Raw genomic sequence first — 18,327 nt, forward strand, 5'->3', positions numbered from 1 at the left:
GATGTCGGACAGCCATATAGAGACAAGCTATGGCTCAGCAACCCACAATCGCGGCAGGTGACGCGGATCAGCCGAGCGATCTCGTTCTGTCTGCGCTCGCAGCGCACGAGGACTGCTCGGCGCTGGATCTCGACACGACGTTGTTCGAGGTCATGGACCCCGACGCACTGGACCGGCTGTTCCACGGATTCGGCGAACCGGACGCGCATCCTGTCAGCGTCTCGTTTACGATGCTCGACCACGAGGTCGAAGTTCACGGCGACGGCCGCGTCGTCGTCGACGGCGTGCAGTACGTCCGGGACGACGCCGGCAGCTCCGTCAGCCGCTCCGCGGACGTATAGCGCAGACGATCGCCGAAGAAAACAGAGTGACGACGTCTTTTTCCGCGTTTCAGGGCGGACCGTTCGCTACTCGTACAGCGGGTACTCGTCGGTGAGTGCGTCGACGCGCTCTGCGGCGTCGGCTTTGACGTCCTCGTCGTCGTAGTTGTCCACGACGTCGTAGATGATGTCGGCGACCTCTCGGCAGGCGTCCTCGTCGAAGCCACGGGTCGTGAGACCGGGCGTGCCCGCGCGGATGCCCGAGGGGTTGAACGCCGAGCGGGTCTCGCCGGGGACCGTGTTCGCGTTGAGGACGACGCCGACCGCTTCGAGAGCTTCCTCGGCGTCCTTTCCGGTCGTGTCAGGATGGGAGGGACGGAGGTCGATCAGCACGAGGTGGTTGTCGGTGCCGCCGGAGACGAGTTCGAGCCCGTGTTCCTGGAGCCGCTCGCCCAGTGCCTTGGCGTTCGCGATGGTCTGTGCGGCGTACTCCTCGAACTCCGGCTGGAGCGCTTCCTTGAACCCGACCGCCTTGCCGGCGACGTTGTGCATCAGGGGACCGCCCTGACCGCCAGGGAAGACGGCGGGGTCGATGTCGTCGGCGTACTCCTCGTCGCACATGATGATGCCACCGCGGCCGGCGCGGATGGTCTTGTGCGTCGAACCGGTGACGAAGTCCGCGACGCCGACCGGGGACGCGTGGACGCCGGCGGCGACCAGACCCGTGATGTGGGCGATGTCGGCCAGGTGGTAGGCGTCGACGGCGTCGGCGGCTTCCTGAATGGCCTCGAAGTCGACTTCGCGGGGGTACGCGGAGTACCCAGAGACGATGATGTCCGGGTCGAACTCTTCGGCGTGGTCGCGGAGTTCGTCGTAGTCGATGTAGCCGGTGTCGGCGTCGACCTCGTACTGTTCGACCTCGTAGAACTGGCCGGTGAAGTTCGCGGGGTGGCCGTGCGAGAGGTGGCCGCCGTGGTTGAGGTCCAGCGAGAGGATCTTGTCGCCGGGTTCGAGCATCGCGAAGTAGACGCCCTGGTTCGCCTGGGTTCCAGAGTGGGGCTGGACGTTGACGTGTTCGGCGCCCCAGAGTTCCTTCGCGCGGTCGATGGCGAGTTGCTCGACCTCGTCGGCGTACTCACAGCCGGCGTAGTAGCGCTCGCCGGGATAGCCTTCGGCGTACTTGTTCGTCAGGGCGCTGCCCTGGGCCTCCAGGACGGCTTCGCTGACGTGGTTCTCGCTGGCGATCATCGCCAGGGTGTCGTTCTGTCGCTGTACTTCGCCCTCGAGGGCGTCCGCAACGGCCGGGTCCACGTCCCGGACGTGCTCGTAGCTCATGTTGAGGAGTCTGCGCCGGGCCGTCAATAATCTACCTAACCCGGCCCCGATTGACAAGGCCCCACACTCGCCCGACGAGTGCCCCCGCGGGAGCCGGATTTGACTTAATAACCCGGCGATATACCGTCCGAAAAGTAATGGACGAGTAGCACGTTCTCGGTTCCGTAGTATGATGGTGTGGGTCGCAGCAAGTGGGGGTGTCAGAGCCATCGGCGACACTGGTTCGGTGACGGTCCAGACTGCCGACTGGCAGGACTGCGCTGTCGGACCCACACTCACGGAACCCGTCGACGAGACGCTGACCGGCCGCGTGTCGTCGCTCACCGTCCCGGCTCGGGACGCGACGCTACTCGACGCTGCCGAACAACGCGAGTACGAGATCGGAGACGGGGTGACCCTGCATTCGGGATCGTATCGGTTGACGTGTCATCAGGCGATGAGCGAGTCGCCCGGAGAACTGGCGGTGACGCTACGCTTCGAGGGGCCAGCGGCAGTTCGCCGCGAGGGGGACTCGCTTTCCGTTTCGTTCGAGGACTCGGCGCCAGTGACCTTCGGGTTCGACGAACGCCGCGACGACCCGGCGAGGATCACTGTGCCGGGAACGCCCGACGGCATCGCGACCGCGATCACGCATCTCTCTGCAGCGTTGCGGACGACCGGCCCCGAGCGCTCGCACCCATCGCTGCGCGACCATCCGCCGATGGTCGAAGTCGGTGACGAGACGTCGATTCCCGACGCCGTTCGGAAGGCCACGCCGGACACCGGGATCGAGCTTCAGGTGCCCCGATCGATGGACTACCTGTTCGTCGGTGCGCCGCTGGCGTACTACCTCGGTGCCGAGGTGACGGTCGCCGATCGGCCAGTGCCGCGGCTCGTCGCGCCGTCGGCCGACTTCGAGTATCGCTTCCGGGAACTGCCGACCTTCCAGCACGGCGTCACGCGGCTGTTACGGCAGGTGTTCTTTTTCGATACGCTCGTGCGCGACGTGAAGACCGACGCGACCGACCAGCGGCGACGACTCGCCGACCGGTTCGGGCTGGCCCCCGCGAGGATTCGGCAGCTCTCCCCCGCCGAGCGATTGGCGCGATACTTCTGGGTGTCGGAGGACGATCTCGCGACGTACCTCCCGGAGTGGCACTTCTCGACGTACGCGGCCCCAGAGACGACGAACGCACGGTGTCTCCCGTACTTGCTCGACGCGCTCAGTCTGATCTACCTGCCCGAATCCTCTGAGCTGCGGGGGACCGAGCTGCTGGAACGAACGCTCGACGACTGCTATCGGTCGGGGAGCGCCAGCGGTGCGCCGGTCGCCTCGGTCGACATGGTGAAGCCGGAACTGCAGGCCGGCCGCGTCCACGCCTGGCTCGCGTCGGGGGCCCCCATCGACGCGTTCAAGACGACGCCGGCGGCCTACGAGAACCGGCGACAGTACCAGGGTGGGCGAGGGACGGAACTCTCGGTGACCGTCGTCCTGAACGACGACGCGATGGCCGACGAGCACGCCGCAGTCGCGGACATCTACCGGGAACGGTCGGCAGACCTGCCGCTCTCGGTGACCGTTCACGAGCACCTGCGCCGGGACGAACTCGCGGACGTGTTCGCCGCCGAGAACGACTTCGTTCACTACATCGGCCACTGCGATACCAACGGGCTGCAGTGTGCCGACGGTACCTTCACGGCCTCCTCGCTCGACACGTGCCGGGCGCGCACGTTCTTCCTCAACGCCTGTGGCTCCTATCACGAGGGACTGGAGCTCGTCGAGCGCGGAAGCGTCGCCGGCGCGGTCACGCTCACGAAGGTGCTCGATCGGCAGGCCGCGAAGGTCGGGACGGCGTTCGCTCGCCTGCTGGTCCACGGCTTCGGTCTCGAACCGGCGATGCAACTCTCCCGCAGGCGGATCATGATGGGGAAAGACTACACCGTCGTGGGCGACGGCACGTACACCCTCGCGCCGACGCCGACGAGTCCGACGGTCGGCTGGCTCGAACGGGTCGACGGCGGGTACCGACTCACCTGTGAAGCCGTCTCCGCCCGCGACATCGGTGACAGCTACCACCCGCCGGTCAGCGACGAGTCACTCCTCCACGGGACCACGACGGGGACCACGCTCGCCCCCGACGAACTCGTCTCGGTGCTCCAGGAGCGAGCGCTCCCCGTCATCTACGACAACGAGTTCCACTGGTCACAGGAACTCGCCACGCAACTCGCCGACGAGTTCTGAGCCCCGGCGAGCAACTGTTCTGACAGATCGCCGCGCGTGCAGTCAGTCCGGAGAGCCGGTGCTGTCGGCTCCTGCCAGGTGCGGCTCCGTCGTCGTATTTCCCTTCTCGGATATTCATTTTTGATATTGCTTCGCAAGACATATATTTACTCCCCATCAACTGACGGTGTTTACTCCCAACGCGCGTAATTCAACTCGTTATCAACGATAAAATTAAATACGGTTAAACAATATATACATTCATAGGACGATGAGTGAAAATTTACTCACTGACGGAATCACGGAGTTGCTCGGGGCGGAGTTAGAAACCACAGACACGGAGTTGTACGTCGTAAACCCGTCACATCGGACCATCGAAGAGTTGGTGTCGGTGATGTCGGAGTTGGAATCACCGCCAAGCGTCAAGCTGCTGGCCGGTGAGCGACCGCTCAAGGACGTGATGGACGATTTCATCGTTGCGAGTCGGGCAGCGAACCTGGTCGATGCCGGGACCCTCACTGTTCGGACGACGTCTGCCGAACCGGAGAACTCACTTCTCATCACTGAAAAAGAAGTCGTCGCGATCGTGACGGCCGGCGAGCACGTTGCGGGGCTGACGACTGGCGACGAGGAGTTCGTCGAGAGTGCGCGTGACCGCTACGCGGAAAACTGGGAGTCTGCAGACGAGTACACGCTGCGGACCCCGCCGCTGACGGAAGTGCGGAGCACGCTCTCCGCGGACATCAGCGAGACGACGGCGGACGACTTCGATCAGGTGCTCGCGTCTCTTCAGACCGCCCGCGGTAACGGGGACGGGCTCGACGAGGTGACGATCAGTCTCCTCGTTGCCGCGAAAAACGGCGAGCTCCTGTACGACATCAGCAAGTGGGGCGAGGACATCGGTCTCGCGTCGAAGGCGACCTTCTCTCGCACCAAGACCAAACTGGAAGACATGGGTCTCATCGACACCGAGAAAGTCCCGATCGACGTCGGCCGCCCGCGGCTCCGGCTGATGCTCGGTGACGACCGACTCCAGGACGCCGAAGCGGACCAGTTGGCCAACGTCGCCCAGAGTCTGCTCTCGAACTGACCCCGGCGCTTTTTCTCCCCCGGTCTCTATCCGTCAGTAATGACTGTCGCCCTCGTCGGTTCGGGGCCGGCGCGCGATGCGGTTGCCGCGGCGCTCGACGACGTCGACGTCACGGTAACCGACGTGGCCCCCGACGACCTCCACCAGGTCGAACTCGCAGTCGTGGTTGGACAGGCCGGTGACGTCGTGTTCGAGACGGTGAACACGTCCGCCGAGACGCTGGGAATCCCCTGGCTCGCGGTCGAGATCGGCGGCCTCGGCGGCTATCCCGTCGTCGAAGCGGCCGTCTCCGGATTCAACCCCGAGACCGGGTGTTACAACTGTCTCAGGACTCGCGTCGGCGCGAACGCGGACCCTTCCCAGGAACCCCAGGCCGCTCCGAACCCGGAGACGACCAGGTTCGCCGGGGCGGTCGCCGGTCGCGAGGCCGCCCGACTCCTCGCCGGGAAAGGATCGACGGTCATGGGTGGCGTCATCGAGATTCCCCACGCGGAACGTCGGTTCCTCCCCGTGCCCCACTGTGAGTGCCAACCAGCGCGCGACCGCACGCTCGATCGCACTGTCGTCGATCGCGACCTCGAAGAGTCGCTCGCCCTGGCGGAAGGAGCGCTCGACGACCGCGTCGGAATCGTCACCCGGGTCGGCGAAGCCGAATCGTTCCCAGTCCCGTACTACCTGGCGACGCTCGCCGACACCTCGCGGTTCAGTGACGCGACGGCCGCGAACCAGGCGGCCGGCGTCGACACGAACTGGAACAGCGCGTTCATGAAGGCGCTCGGCGAGGGGCTCGAACGCTACTGCGCCGGCGTCTACCGCCTCGAGGAGTTCGAGACCGGTCCGCCGTCCGAGATCGAGAACGCCGTGCCACCGTCGGCGTTCGTCCGACCGGCCGGAGAGCTGTGGACCGACCCGAGTGCACAGACGGAGATCGAGTGGGTCCGCGGCCAGAACCTCGTCACTGGCGGGGACGTCAAGTTGCCCGCCGAGTTCGTGCACTTCCCGCCGCCGGCAGAGCGGTTCCGCTCGGCGGTCACGACCGGACTCGGACTGGGGAACGGCGCCGTCGAAGCACTCCTGAGCGGGCTCTACGAGGTGATCGAACGTGACGCCGCGATGCTGTCCTGGTACTCGACGTTCGATCCGCTCGAACTCGACGTGGACGACGAGGACTTCGAGACGCTCGTGACGCGGGCGCGCTCCGAGGACCTGGCGGTTACCCCGCTGTTGCTCACGCAGGACGTGGACGTGCCCGTCGTCGCCGTGGCCGTCCACCGGGACGAGTGGCCGCGCTTCGCGCTCGGATCGAGCGCCCACCTCGACGCGGCGACGGCTGCCCGGTCAGCACTCGCGGAAGCCATCCAGAACTGGCTCGAACTGCGTGGCATGGGTCGGGAGACCGCCGCCGACGCCAGCGGCGCCATCGGCCACTACGCCGACCGCCCCACCGCTGCGGAGGCGTTCCTCGACGCGGACGGCTCCGTCCCCGCAGAGAGCGTCGGCGTCGAGGCGGTCCCGACCGGCACGTCGCACCTCGAAACCGTCATCGACCGACTCCGCGATGCCGCTCTCGACGTGTACGCGGCGCGGACGACGACGCCAGACGTCGCAGCCCTCGGATTCGAGACGGTCCGGGCCCTCGTCCCGGCGGCGCAACCGCTCTTTTTCGACGAGCCGTACTTCGGAGAACGAGCCGAGACGGTCCCCCGGGAGATCGGGTTCGAGCCACGGCTCGACCGAGACCATCATCCGTTCCCCTGACCGGATCGAACAGTAGAGTGTCTGATACCAAAGCTTATGCGAAACCGTGGGAGTTGTTTACACGGGGTTGTTCGCCGGTTCGTTAGTACCCCGTGTTCGCGATGACGACAGAGTTCGATCTCCCGTGTGTGGACTGTGGGCAGGAGCTCGTCCGCCAGCAGGTGACACGTGGGGGGACTTCAGTGACCGTTGCACAGTGTCCGAACTGCGGCGGCCAGTACTACCCGAAGGCGACGTTAGAGCAGCTTTAGATGCCGAAGGTCGCCCGAATCATGTCTCGGGTTCCGGGCCCGAGACCGACCGCCACGATCGCGACCAACAACAGCAACGCGTAGCGCGGGCTCTCCTCGAAGATTTCTGCGTCGAACACCCAGACGACCGCGACCGCGACGACGAGTTTGACCAACAGGAACGGCCAGGAGGATCCCAGCGTGGCCAGCACGGAGGGTGGGACGATCGCTTCGGTCGCGTTAATGATGAACTCGTTCGCGGGGTGTTTCGGGCTGTAGGTGAGATTCACGCCCAGGAGGCCCAGCCAGTCGGCAGCGATCACGTTCGCGACGCCGTCGATCGCGTGGCCCCAGATGACCACGAGTCCGATCAGACCCGTTCCCTCGTTGACCGAGGGCACGACAGAATCGACACCGCGCCAGATGACGACGGCCAGCAGCGTGGCGATGAGGACGACCGAAAGCAGCACCTGCGGATAGAAACTCACGTACTCCGTCGTGACCCCGAGGACGGTCAGATAGCCAAAGGTGAGGAGAAAGGCGACACTCCCCATGGCTGCCAGCGGGTAGCTGTACGCCTCGACGTAGCCCGCACCCTCCAGTTTGTGCGCGCCGATCAGTGCGGCGAGCGTGATGAAAAAGACGGTGAAGTAGATGATCGGACTGATGATGAGGGAATTCCACGGGTAGGCGATGGCTTGCGAGACGCCTTCGGGAACGGCGTCGTTCGCGTCCTCGACGACGCGGAGGGCACCGCCGAACAGCATGAACGGCACGAGCGAGAAAAAGAGGCTTCTGTCGGTGCCGATGTCGAGTGCGCGAAGCAGCTGGAGCACACCGATCAGGGAAAACAGGAGGATGATCATGTACCCGACCTCCGAGACGAGCGTATAGCCCGGTTCGGCGACGATCAGCCCCTCTTGGATCGCGGCTCGGCACGCACTCGGTTGGTACAACAACTCCGTGCCGCCGGCACCGTGGACCGCACACGCCGCGTTGTGCGCGTCAGCGTACACTGGTCCCCAGAAGTACTGCCAGATGAATCCCCAGTACACCTGTTCCGTGAGGACGAGCGAGCCGACGACGAACACAGCCAGGGCGGCGAGTGCAGTTCCGACCCACGCACGGCCGGTATCGAACTGCTCTGTCACCTGCATGGTCGAACCCCCGCGAGCCGACCGTTTCAGGTTTCCGGTCCGATGTCTCCTCCCTGCACGACCGAACCCGTCAGCGATCGTTCCGCTGCTACCCGTCCACGTCGTCGACGACGTCCTGTGCGACCGCGAGCACCTCGTCGTGTGCCCGACCGTTCGAGGCGACCAGACCGGTACTGTCGTGCTGCCACCGGTCACCCGCGAGGTCGGTCACGGTTCCGCCGGCCTGCCGAATGAGGTGCACGCCGGCCACCGAGTCCCAGGGACTCGGCTGACGCGTCGTCACCGCCGCGTCGAGACCGCCGCTCGCCACGAACGCCAGCGCCGACTGCATGCTCCCGAACCGACGCATGTCACCGCACCGCTCGACGACTGCGCTGCTGAGCGCCGCGTACGCCTCGCGCTGGCCGTGCGGTCCCCACCCGAGGACAGCCACCGCGAACGTCTCGACGTCGTCCCGACCGCTCACCGTCACCGGGTCGCCGTTCAACGTCGGTTCCCCCTCGCCGCCGACGTACTCGTCGTCGAGCGCCGGCATCACGGTCGCTGCCGCGATCGGCTCGCCGTCTTCGACCGCTGCGACGGTCGTCGTCCAGAACCGAAGTCCTCGGAGATAGTTCGCCGTCCCGTCGATCGGATCGACGACCCACGCCATCCCTTCGGCCGGAATTTCGGCTCGGTCCTCGTCTTCCTCGCCGACGACCGGCGCATCGCTCGACGCGCCGAGCCGTTCGACGACGCGGTCCTGCGCAGCGGTGTCGGCCGCGCTCACGAGGTCGTTCTTGTGTGCTTTCGTCTCGACGGCGATCGCCTCTCGAAAACGGTCGTTCGCAGCTACACCGCCTGCGCGGGCGGCCTCCCGCGCGAGTTCGAGCGGAGTCTCGTCCATACCTGGTGCTCCCTGGCGACGGACATAGACCCATTGCTCTGGGTTGTGTGACACGCGCGAGTCGAAACGCGAACGCCGACCGGACGGTCAGAGCCGGATATCTTCGAACGAGGAGATGTCCTTGACGGTCTCGTTCGATTCGATGTGCTGTTTCGCCGACCGTTGGGCCTCGTAGTAGATCAACCGATCGCCGTCTACTTTCCCCTGCGAGCTACGGCGCAGGTCTTCCGTCGCCTGTTCCATGGTTTTGATGACGGTATGGAAGTCCCGTGCCACGGACGCGAGTCCCGTTTTGTCCCGTGTGACCGTCAGCGGCGAGTTCGCCACGCCGAACCTGGCGCTCGCGCGGGTGAACTCGTCGACGGCCCGCTCAAATTCGTCGCCGAGGTACGCATCGACGCCCGGCTCGACGCGTTCGAGCCCCTGTTTCGCTGCTTTGAGGCTGTCGTCGAATTCGATGAAGGCGGCGATCCCGTTGTCGAGCTGTCGATTCTTTCGCTCGTAGTAGCGCTCGTCGAGTTGGGAGAGGACGTTCAACCCCTCTGGCTTGATCTTCTTATCGAGTTCGCGGTAGATGTCGCGGGCCTCCTTCCAGTCGGTGTTCATCCGCCGCCGCGCAATCGTCGACTGGACGAGACTTTCGTTGTACAGCCGGTCCCGGGAGAACTTGAAGTGTTTGAACGCCTTGATGAGCCGTCCGTCGGCCTTCGCGCCGAGTAGCAGGAAGTATCCTGCGTGTTCGAGCGCGAGGACGTTGTTCGCCTGGCCCCCTCGCGCGTACTTGGCGCCCTCTTCGAGGTGGTCCATGGCCTTCTTGACGTGTCGCTTGATGGGTAACCAGGAGAACGAGCCGAGGGTGGGCCTGACGGCGAGGATGGAGTTGCGATTCGAAGCCTGCTTCGCGTACTCCTGGTGGGCGGTCGTCAGCTCGTCCCGGGCCTTCATGATGTATTTCGTCGCCTTCTGATTCTCCGGCGTCGCCGTGCCCCGATCATCCCCCAGGTTCGCCCCGATATTCGCGTCGACTTCGCCGTCGATGTCGCTCACGTTGATGTCGACGCTGAACTCGCCGTCGATGTTCGCGTCGACGTCGCGGACGTTCCCCTCGACGTCGGGATTGTCTATCCTCACGTTCTCGTCGAACGACGGGTCGACGCCGATATCGTCCCTGTGTTTGGGAGGCCCATCGGAACTGCCACCACCGTTTCCACCAGTCAAGGCCCCACACCCCGCCGTAAGTAGCGTCCCAGCTGTCGCAAGGAATGCACGACGTCGCATAGTAGTAGCTACTCTTACTTGCCGAATGGCCCATATTTAGAAATGCGCCGGTTTGAGACGGGGCTTTATATGTCACTCGTCAGTAGCGAGCGTCGACGTCAGTAAGGTTTGCGAGGGAAGGCCGCTCCGTTCACGGCGCGACGCGCCGTTCACAACGAGGCCTCCCGATCGTCGGCCTCGCCCGCGGACTTCCGCGCACTGTTTGCGAGGGGCCGTAGTGGCCAACAGTGCGAGGGAAGGGATTTGAACCACCAACACGCCTGCGGCGTGCCGTCATTCAAATCCTTCCGTGCATCTCGTCCGGCGCGTGGTGACGCCGGACTGCGATGCGAGGGAAGGGATTTGAACCCTTGGACCCCTACGGGAGCGGATCTTGAGTCCGCCGCCGTTTCCAGGCTTGGCTACCCTCGCACGCAACCGCGCTAAGCGCGGTTTTCGGTATCTCTTTTTATTGTTTTCCGACTCCGGTGGAGCCGTACTTCATTTTCAGCCTTGGCTGGTATAAAGGTTGTACGAAAGTGGACTACAGCCACTTGCCATTTTCAGTATTCACAAAAGACACTGGCTTAGAGACGTATTGGTTCCTGTGTCCGGCGACTGCTCGTGAGACAAGAGGTGGTGAACGGCCTATAACTCACTGCCACCAGCCGAATAGGTGCCCGAGATAGGAGACAAATCCTGTAAGGGCGCTTCCGCCACCTACCACTGAATAGATGGGGTTGCTTCCCACAACAGGCAAAGATGCGGTTCCTGTCATGACCGTAGTATCAAACACGGAATTAAGCACGGGAACACCAAGCCAGATAGCAAAGCCCACGATAAAGAGCAGACCGTATCCTGTCTCAATTTCGATAGGGCCGAGCTTTGCCATATTTGGTCTGAGAAACAAGAGCTAAAAATAGGTTTCCTTCTTTCTCTGGCGACCGATAGATTACTTTTCTGTTCCCAAAGGCAAGGACAAACTCATTTTACAAGTATGCGATACTGTTTAGAACAGGAGGTGAGCGCTGGAACACTTCGGTGCGAGGTTTCCCACGAACGTCTAACAGCTGTGAACGAGGCGCGAATATGTTGGCTGTAGATTCTATTCCAATAGACAATATTATAGGGTATAGTGATATTACTCTTAGAAAAGATGGCTAACCTCCTACTTGGTTATATTGGTATATTATGGCTTTGTACTGCCACTGCTGTTGCGAATCATGCCTCGAAAAAAAGCCGCGCAAAGAGCGTAATCTGGTTTACCATTGTTCTTTTGACAGGTGTTTTTGGTGCAGTATATTATCTACTGAGGTACACTTCCACGGAAATTGATTCTACAACCAGCTCACAAAAATCTTAACGGCGGGAACGCAGGGCAGGTTTTGACATCAGTAAAAGGGGTAGGGGGTTCAGAGATTAGCAGGTTGGTAGAGAAAATTTGGCGGTTTTAAGTATCCGATGGTCGGTAGCACAGCCGAGTGGCGGAGAGATGGCCCAGCGCTGCCACAAACACCAGAATTTAACAATGTAAAATTCTGCCCGGCTCCGCTTGGCAGGATACGTCACAAGTTTCTTTCCTCAGTTGCCCGTCGTCTGAGACTGTTCTGACACAATCAGGCAGCAGTTCAGTTAGCGGCGAGAACCCGGCCCAGTCTTCTTCTTTCTCCCTTTTCCTACCTATCGTTGGGTTCCCATACAGTAGTACATGACCGCCCCCAATATAGTATAGTAATAGTATAGAATAGATAAAGAAACTATCACTGAACACTATCTATCGCCACCTTCCTGCCGTAAAGACATACAGTAGTACAATACCACCCTCAATATAGTATAACAATAGTATAGGAATATATTGAGATACTATCACTGAACACTATCTCTTGCCGGGTTCTTGCCGTTAATCAATTAGAATAATAGATGGATTGGTAATATTCTATGTTCAGTAATCCATTAAGCTCATTGACCTTCCTGCCGCTAAGCAATGGACTACGGTATACTCAAAGAAAATCAACTAACAATTGGCACTAATCCTCCGCAGATTGATTCACAGCACAACCGAGGCCAACATATCACCTCATGTCTATTCTAAGCAGCCTCAGTTCCCCCACAACAGATTTTTGAGAGAGATAGGTAGTATCCATCATCTCAAATAAAAATCTCTCTAAGCGGCATATAACTACTTTAGAACTCATTTGGATAATTTGGATAAGTTATGGAAATGGCTCCACCGATGACGGTAGCCGTAAGCACCATCTTCTACATAACTTTACAATATAAAATTTTGATGGAATTGTGGTTTACACTCAATATTCCAACGTACCTCAATAAACACGAACAGGGAGCATATATAATTAGATATAATTATATTTGGGGTGGCTACTCTGTCATATCGAATGCTTCCCGTCGTAACTCTCGCTTCTCGCTTTCAGTCCGGGCGTCGTAGTATTGTTATACACCTGCAATTCTATGCAGCCAGACCATATGACCAGATAGCTCTGTAATCGGATTATCCCATCCTATCCAGTGCATCACGGCGGTCACTTACCGGGGCAGCATCGTACTTCATTGTCGTCTCAGGACTCTTGTGCCGTAACTGCGCTTGAGCCGCCGCAAGGTCTTCCTCTCGGGTCATATAGGTTCCAACAGAGTGCCGTATCGAGTACCAGCTCATCTTCCGGTTTCCGTACTCAATGCTCACACGGTCGCAGAGCCGTTGAATTAGCCGCCGAAGGGACTGCGATTTGTAGCGGTTGCCCTTCTGTGTAAGCCACAGAGCATCCGTATCGTCGTACATTGGCTTGTGACGACGTTCCTGCATCCACTTGTCAAGTACCTCCGCCGTTTCCTCACGGACGCTCACAACCCAATTGTCGCGGTTCTTCGAGGACTCATCAGCCGGGATACGAAGGACTGCATTGTCCGTATCAACCCAGTTAGTCGTAGCTCGGTTCACTTCTACAGGTCGAAGTCCGGTATCAAGCGAAGTCCATACCAACGAAGTGAACTTCCAACTTGTAAGCCCGTTCCAGTCGTCACGGCTTAGCAGGTCGGTTGGTTTGTCTACACGTTCGGCAATGTAGGGTTTCATTCTCTCACGTTCCTCAGAAGTGTAGTTTTGATAGTACGGCAAGTCACCGTACTCTAATGCTGCTTGTCGAATCTTCTGCCGCTCCTCAATGCTCAAATAGTCTCGCGGCTGGTTGGTATTGTCCGTCGAGAAGGTGTGTTCGGGGGTCCACTCTTCGTGGTCAAATTCGTGCGCCCGCCAGCGGAAGTATCGTTTCAGAGCTTGCTGACACCCGGCCTTATGCGACGCGGAGTAGTCGCTATAGGCAAGGTCCTTGAGATAGGCATCGGCGTTCTGGCGGGTTGGGAAAGCGACATACTCTCCTTCCTGCTCCCATGCCCACCGCTCAAAGTAGCCAACCCGATACATGGACCGCTTTGCGGTGTGAACAGAGTAGCCAGTAATGCTCTCAGGACGCTTCCCGAACACCAACAACCATTGAGCGAACTTTTCGCGCTTGTTCCTGTAGTCAAACAATTGTTTGTCGCTCAGCAACTCGGCAGCATCTTCGGGTACCAGCGGGAAAGGAATCTCAACGGATTCTGTGCCAGTACTGCTTACGGAAGTGGACTCGTGCATAGTTTCTGTCTCCTTGCACGGCCCACAGGAATCGGAAGACGAGATGGGGATTGAGGGCTATGCCCGACAACGGTCCCATATGACGAGCGCCAGCGAGTCTTGAGTCCGCCGCCGTTTCCAGGCTTGGCTACCCTCGCACGCGGTCTCTGCTTCGACGGTCCGGCTTGAATATCCTACGTTTCCGGTGTCGGCTGCCGGCTCGGGACGTTCACCCTCATCGGTCACCCATTCCTCCGCGTCGAGGACGTCCCGTGGACAGACAAGCGTCAAGAACTCGACGGTGCCCGTGGCTCACGTCGCGTCGTCACGCTCGGAGACAGCGATGGGTCAGTACAGCAATCAGACACTGTCGTATGGTAATCACACACAGTGGGCGGGCGAACTACTCGCGGAAGTCGGGATCGGCCTCACGTGCCAGTAGCCGATCGTTAAACCCCCTCTCGTCGAATCGAGAGCAGCCCGTCGCGAGAGAGAGAAACGTCGTAGCCAGCAAACGGAAACGTGACTCGCGAGTCGGCGCGCTCCGTCGTCCCCGACGAAAGCCAGAGTTTGTCTAACGCGTCCGGATCGATAACGCCATGCAGCGGGTCCAGTTCGGTGATCGCCACGCCCGTGACCGCCGCTATTGCCGAGATCACTGCCAAACTCGGCGTGTCGACGGTGACGTCGAAGGACGATCGATACGAGTCGGTATCGACGTCGTAGTCGAGGGTATCGAACGATTCCGTGTACGATACCGGGATCGAGGCGGGCGGAGCGGGGCCATCTGACCCGTTTTCCCTGAGGTTTGACTTCGCCGCGTCGTTGCCATCGCTCATCGCTGAGTTAGCTATCCCAGTCGCGTGATTGAGATTGACTGTTGACTATGTAATCCCTTGATATAGGGGTATCTACGGCGGAGCGACCGTGTGTCGAATCAGGTTCCGATGAGCGCGGCGGAGACGGGCTGCGAGGGCCTGTCTGGTGATGCCGAGCGTTCCCGCGATCTCTTCGAGCGTCGCCTCCCGCGGCTCTTCGAAGTACCCCTGATCGAAAGCGACCTGCAGCGCCTCGCGCTGGGGAGCCGTCAACCCGTATCGATCGCTGAAGAGGTTCTCGCTCAGTCGCGTGATCGCGCTGATCTGGACCGGAATCGACCGCTCCCGACAGCGTTCCTGAAACCGCGCGATATCGTCGCGGTCCTCCGCCCGAATCTCGAAGATCCACTCGGTCGCCGTGCCCGTGCCAGAGAGCATCGACACGTCCGAATCCGCGATGCTCCGGAGGATACCGTCGTGTTCCACGCTCCACACGACGCGGAGGAGGTGCTGATCGTTGATCGTATCGACCACTTGCATCGTCTCGATCTCCGGACGGTCGGTCAGGGCCGCCCGGATCGCATCGGCAGTGACACCGCTGACCCAGAGGTACGGCACCACTCCCGAGCCGGTCGGAACGACCCGTTCGAGTTCGACCGCCACCCCCTGCAACTGCTGGAAGGCTCCGCCCAGCGGAAAGTCGCTCGCAGGGATCGTGAACTCGGCTACGGTCGGCATGTGGTGAGACACCAATACGGGACCGGGACGTATCAAACACCGGGGGCGCGACAGGACTCTCGCGAAGTGTGTGACAGCGTCACAAAAGGCAGGATTTGAGCCATCGCCGGCGTTTTTTTCCTGCCCGTCGTCCCATCGAGTGCCGACATCCGCCCTGTCGGCAATCCGACCGCACCGAGCCGATTCGTGACTCGTCGCCTTCCGGCCGGCTTGCCCTGGCCGGCCGGGACAGTTTTCACGCCTGCCAACGGGCCTCGTCCCGTGCCCGTTTCGCCGCCGCGGTCTCCCGAGGCCGACCACGACACGTGGGGCCTCACATGGGTCCAGCCGTCCCTGCCGGTCTCCGAGACGCCACGATCGCGTCCACGTCACGGGTCGCTACGACCGACGGATTCACCAGTGCGAGCGGTGTAGGATGCAGTGATGGACGACCACACCCGCGACGACTCGGTGGGGCCGCCAGCACGGGGAACACCGACCGGGTGGCTCCCCGAACGAGACCGGTGGAAACACGATACGCTCCGGCGGGCGACGGTCCACGGCGTGCGACTCTTCAACTCGGGCGACTACCACGAATCACACGACTGCTTCGAAGACGAGTGGTACAACTACGGTCGCGGACGCCCCGAGAGCAAGTTCCTCCACGGAATGGTGCAGGTCGCGGCGGGCGCGTACAAGCACTTCGACTTCGAGGACGACGACGGCATGCGGTCGCTGTTTCGCACCGCGTTGCAGTACTTCCAGGGCGTCCCCAACGATTTCTACGGGGTCGACGTGCTCGACGTTCGAACCGTCCTGACGAACGCGCTGTCTGACCCGAGCGCGCTGCACGGCTGGCAGATCGTGCTCGACGACGAACGGCCGGAAGCACGCGAGCGAGACGTCGAGTACGCCGAGTCACTGGAGCACTGACCCACCGCTCGGCGGAGGCGAACCCGTGAGAACTAAGACAGGTGACTGGCCAGTACCGACTACGAATGCGCGTCGAAACGGTCGGTGACGGTCCCGCCCAGATCGCGGTGATCGGTGGTATCCACGGCGACGAGCCCTGTGGCGTCCACGCCGTCGAGACACTCCTCGAAGCGGAGCCAGACCTCGAACGCGCGGTGAAGTTCATCGTCGCGAACGAGGAGGCCATCGAAGCAGACACCCGCTACGTCGAGGAGGACCTGAACCGAGCGTTCCCGGGCGATCCCGACGGCGACACCCACGAGCGTCGCCTCGCCCACCGCCTCAGCCAGGAAGTCGCCGACTGCCAGATCCTCGCGCTGCACTCGACGCAGTCCTACGGCGGGAAGTTCGCACTCGTCGACCGCGTCCACGAGTTCGAGCGGCGCGTCTGCCCACACCTCTCGGTCGACGCGGTCGTCGAGACGTGTGACTTCAAAGAAGGGCGACTGTTCGAGGTCTCACGCCGGCTGGTGGAGGTCGAGTGTGGCTACCAGCGTTCGGAGACGGCCGCCGAGAACGCGGTCGACATCACGCGTGAGTTCCTCGCAGCGACGGGCGCGCTGCCGGAAACGGTGGCTCCCACGGCCGACGGCGGTACCGAGGAGCGCCCGATCTATCGACTCACCGAGCCGATGCCGAAAGCCGCTGCCGACGCCTACGAGGTGTTCGCGACGAACTTCGCGCGCGTGACCGCGGGCCAGACGTACGCCGCTGCCGACGAGCGCGAGTACGTCGCCGAGGAGCCGTTCTACCCCATCTTGCTCTCGGCGTACGGCTACGAGGACGTGTTCGGCTACGCCGCGAACCGCGTCGGAACGATGGAGATGTGACGGAACTGAGTCAGTCTTCGTTCGACGGCGCGAACTCGACGAGCGTCAGGTCGCGGTCGAGCATACAGTAGTCGTGGGGTGGCTCGCCGACGACCTCGCTGATCTGGTACTCCTGGTCGAACTCGGCGCCGGCGGGCTCGCAGAACTCGTGGCTCGGACAGCCGGTGTACGGACACGGGCCTTCCAGGGCGGCTTTGCTGCCGGCGTAGGCGCTGTTCGAGTCGACGTTCGCCAGCACGGGGGCGGGCTCGACTTCGACGGCGGTCACGCCGGTGTCGTGAACGCCGCAGTCGAGCGTGCTCGCGTTCTCGCGGATGCTGGTCACACGGTACTTCTGGCCCGCAGTGAGATTGAGGCACTGATCGCGATAGGGACAGCCCTCGCAGACGTCCGCTTCCCCCTGATAGACGAACTCGGATCCCACCTCCGCGAGGCGAGTCCCGATGAGCGTGACCTTCGACATAGTCGGCGGTAGCCTCGCGCTCCGGTTAAGTGTCCCGCCCCACCTTTTTCCGCGAGCTTGCGAGTGGGAGCTCGGAAGAGCAAGCTCTTCCGGTGAACCAAAAACGCGACCTCACTGCGCTCGGTCGCGGATGCAGCGGTCCGTCCTGAACGCGACTACTGCTGGCCAGTCAACTCGTCGAGTTTTGCGAGATACTCCTCGCGGGGGACCTGATACAGCTCGTGCACGTCGATCTCCCCCTTCGCAAAGCGGGCTGCGAGGTCCTTGGTGCCCTCGACGGCAGCCTCGCGGGACTCGTACGTCTCGCCCCCGTGGTCGACTTCGGGCTCCAGGAACAGCGTTACGTACCAGGGGTCGTCCGACGCCGGACGGTCCCGGCCCGGCCTGCGACTCCGTTTCCCTTTCGTGAGATAGATGGTCGGCAAACAGGGCGCAGGGAAGGCAGTGCTGTCGAACACGTCCGGTCGATAGGCGAGGATACACTTGGTCGGTTCCTCGTTCCACACCACCCACCCGTCAGCGAGGTCCTCGAAGGTCATTGCCGGTCGTAGCCGGGCGAGACCAATGAGTGGCGCGGTCGAACGACGCTGGCAGAACCGACAGCTCGTATCGGCACCAGACGTATGTCAGACGTGAGTATATAAACTGGGGTAACCACGGCCGTTT

Annotated in this window: 16 protein-coding genes and 1 tRNA gene; 6 read left to right on the top strand and 11 right to left on the bottom strand. The window is 61.7% G+C overall.

Annotation, left to right across the window (positions count from 1 at the left end):
* Window positions 1-29: 29 nt before the first annotated feature.
* Window positions 30-341, top strand: a complete 312-nt coding sequence (locus ACFR9U_RS19050) for a HalOD1 output domain-containing protein (protein ID WP_247378730.1) — start codon at window positions 30-32, stop codon at window positions 339-341.
* A 66-nt stretch (window positions 342-407) separates the two neighbouring features.
* On the opposite strand, the gene glyA is transcribed toward ACFR9U_RS19050, so the two are convergent.
* The gene (glyA, locus tag ACFR9U_RS19055) at window positions 408-1,655 is read right to left on the bottom strand and encodes a serine hydroxymethyltransferase (protein WP_247378731.1); all 1,248 of its coding nucleotides are present in this window, start codon (window positions 1,653-1,655) and stop codon (window positions 408-410) included.
* Between the two features lie 169 nt (window positions 1,656-1,824).
* On the opposite strand from glyA, the gene ACFR9U_RS19060 reads away from it, so the two are divergent.
* The 3 genes from ACFR9U_RS19060 to ACFR9U_RS19070 all read left to right on the top strand — a co-directional run bounded on the left by ACFR9U_RS19060 (window position 1,825) and on the right by ACFR9U_RS19070 (window position 6,703).
* Entirely contained in the window at window positions 1,825-3,876 is a 2,052-nt protein-coding gene (locus tag ACFR9U_RS19060) for a hypothetical protein (protein WP_247378732.1), read from the top strand.
* A gap of 250 nt (window positions 3,877-4,126) precedes the next feature.
* Window positions 4,127-4,945 (top strand): transcriptional regulator TbsP, encoded by an 819-nt coding sequence (gene tbsP / locus ACFR9U_RS19065; RefSeq protein ID WP_247378733.1) that lies wholly within the window; start codon window positions 4,127-4,129, stop codon window positions 4,943-4,945.
* Window positions 4,946-4,984: 39 nt separating this feature from the next.
* Complete coding sequence (locus ACFR9U_RS19070) at window positions 4,985-6,703, top strand: YcaO-like family protein (protein ID WP_247378734.1); 1,719 nt, start codon at window positions 4,985-4,987, stop codon at window positions 6,701-6,703.
* A 247-nt stretch (window positions 6,704-6,950) separates the two neighbouring features.
* Here the strand turns inward: ACFR9U_RS19070 and ACFR9U_RS19075 are convergent, their stop codons facing one another.
* From ACFR9U_RS19075 to ACFR9U_RS19110, 8 genes are all read right to left on the bottom strand, one after another.
* The gene (locus ACFR9U_RS19075; protein WP_247378736.1) at window positions 6,951-8,090 is read right to left on the bottom strand and encodes a DUF63 family protein; all 1,140 of its coding nucleotides are present in this window, start codon (window positions 8,088-8,090) and stop codon (window positions 6,951-6,953) included.
* 88 nt (window positions 8,091-8,178) lie between these two features.
* The gene (locus ACFR9U_RS19080; protein ID WP_247378737.1) at window positions 8,179-8,976 is read right to left on the bottom strand and encodes an inositol monophosphatase family protein; all 798 of its coding nucleotides are present in this window, start codon (window positions 8,974-8,976) and stop codon (window positions 8,179-8,181) included.
* Window positions 8,977-9,063: 87 nt separating this feature from the next.
* Window positions 9,064-10,107, bottom strand: a complete 1,044-nt coding sequence (locus ACFR9U_RS19085; protein ID WP_247378738.1) for a hypothetical protein — start codon at window positions 10,105-10,107, stop codon at window positions 9,064-9,066.
* Window positions 10,108-10,581: 474 nt separating this feature from the next.
* Window positions 10,582-10,665 (bottom strand) — tRNA-Leu (locus ACFR9U_RS19090).
* Between the two features lie 223 nt (window positions 10,666-10,888).
* Window positions 10,889-11,125: a hypothetical protein gene (locus tag ACFR9U_RS19095; protein WP_247378739.1), complete on the bottom strand. Its 237-nt coding sequence runs from the start codon at window positions 11,123-11,125 to the stop codon at window positions 10,889-10,891.
* Window positions 11,126-12,742: 1,617 nt separating this feature from the next.
* Complete coding sequence (locus tag ACFR9U_RS19100; protein WP_247378740.1) at window positions 12,743-13,882, bottom strand: tyrosine-type recombinase/integrase; 1,140 nt, start codon at window positions 13,880-13,882, stop codon at window positions 12,743-12,745.
* Between the two features lie 428 nt (window positions 13,883-14,310).
* Window positions 14,311-14,700, bottom strand: coding sequence for a HalOD1 output domain-containing protein (locus ACFR9U_RS19105; RefSeq protein ID WP_247378741.1), 390 nt, complete (start codon window positions 14,698-14,700; stop codon window positions 14,311-14,313).
* Between the two features lie 72 nt (window positions 14,701-14,772).
* On the bottom strand, window positions 14,773-15,417 hold the full coding sequence (locus ACFR9U_RS19110; RefSeq protein WP_247378742.1) for a helix-turn-helix domain-containing protein: 645 nt from the start codon (window positions 15,415-15,417) through the stop codon (window positions 14,773-14,775).
* Between the two features lie 423 nt (window positions 15,418-15,840).
* On the opposite strand from ACFR9U_RS19110, the gene ACFR9U_RS19115 reads away from it, so the two are divergent.
* On the top strand, window positions 15,841-16,329 hold the full coding sequence (locus tag ACFR9U_RS19115; protein ID WP_247378743.1) for a DUF309 domain-containing protein: 489 nt from the start codon (window positions 15,841-15,843) through the stop codon (window positions 16,327-16,329).
* Between the two features lie 65 nt (window positions 16,330-16,394).
* A complete protein-coding gene (locus ACFR9U_RS19120; protein ID WP_247378744.1) occupies window positions 16,395-17,198 on the top strand; it encodes a M14 family metallopeptidase in 804 nt (267 codons plus the stop codon).
* A gap of 10 nt (window positions 17,199-17,208) precedes the next feature.
* Here the strand turns inward: ACFR9U_RS19120 and ACFR9U_RS19125 are convergent, their stop codons facing one another.
* A complete protein-coding gene (locus ACFR9U_RS19125; protein ID WP_247378745.1) occupies window positions 17,209-17,661 on the bottom strand; it encodes a UPF0179 family protein in 453 nt (150 codons plus the stop codon).
* Window positions 17,662-17,816: 155 nt separating this feature from the next.
* The gene (locus tag ACFR9U_RS19130; protein WP_247378746.1) at window positions 17,817-18,200 is read right to left on the bottom strand and encodes a DUF5820 family protein; all 384 of its coding nucleotides are present in this window, start codon (window positions 18,198-18,200) and stop codon (window positions 17,817-17,819) included.
* Window positions 18,201-18,327: the final 127 nt, after the last annotated feature.

Origin of the sequence: Halorientalis brevis (assembly GCF_042678165.1) — an archaeon.
In the GTDB taxonomy this organism is placed as follows: Archaea; Halobacteriota; Halobacteria; order Halobacteriales; family Haloarculaceae; genus Halorientalis; species Halorientalis brevis.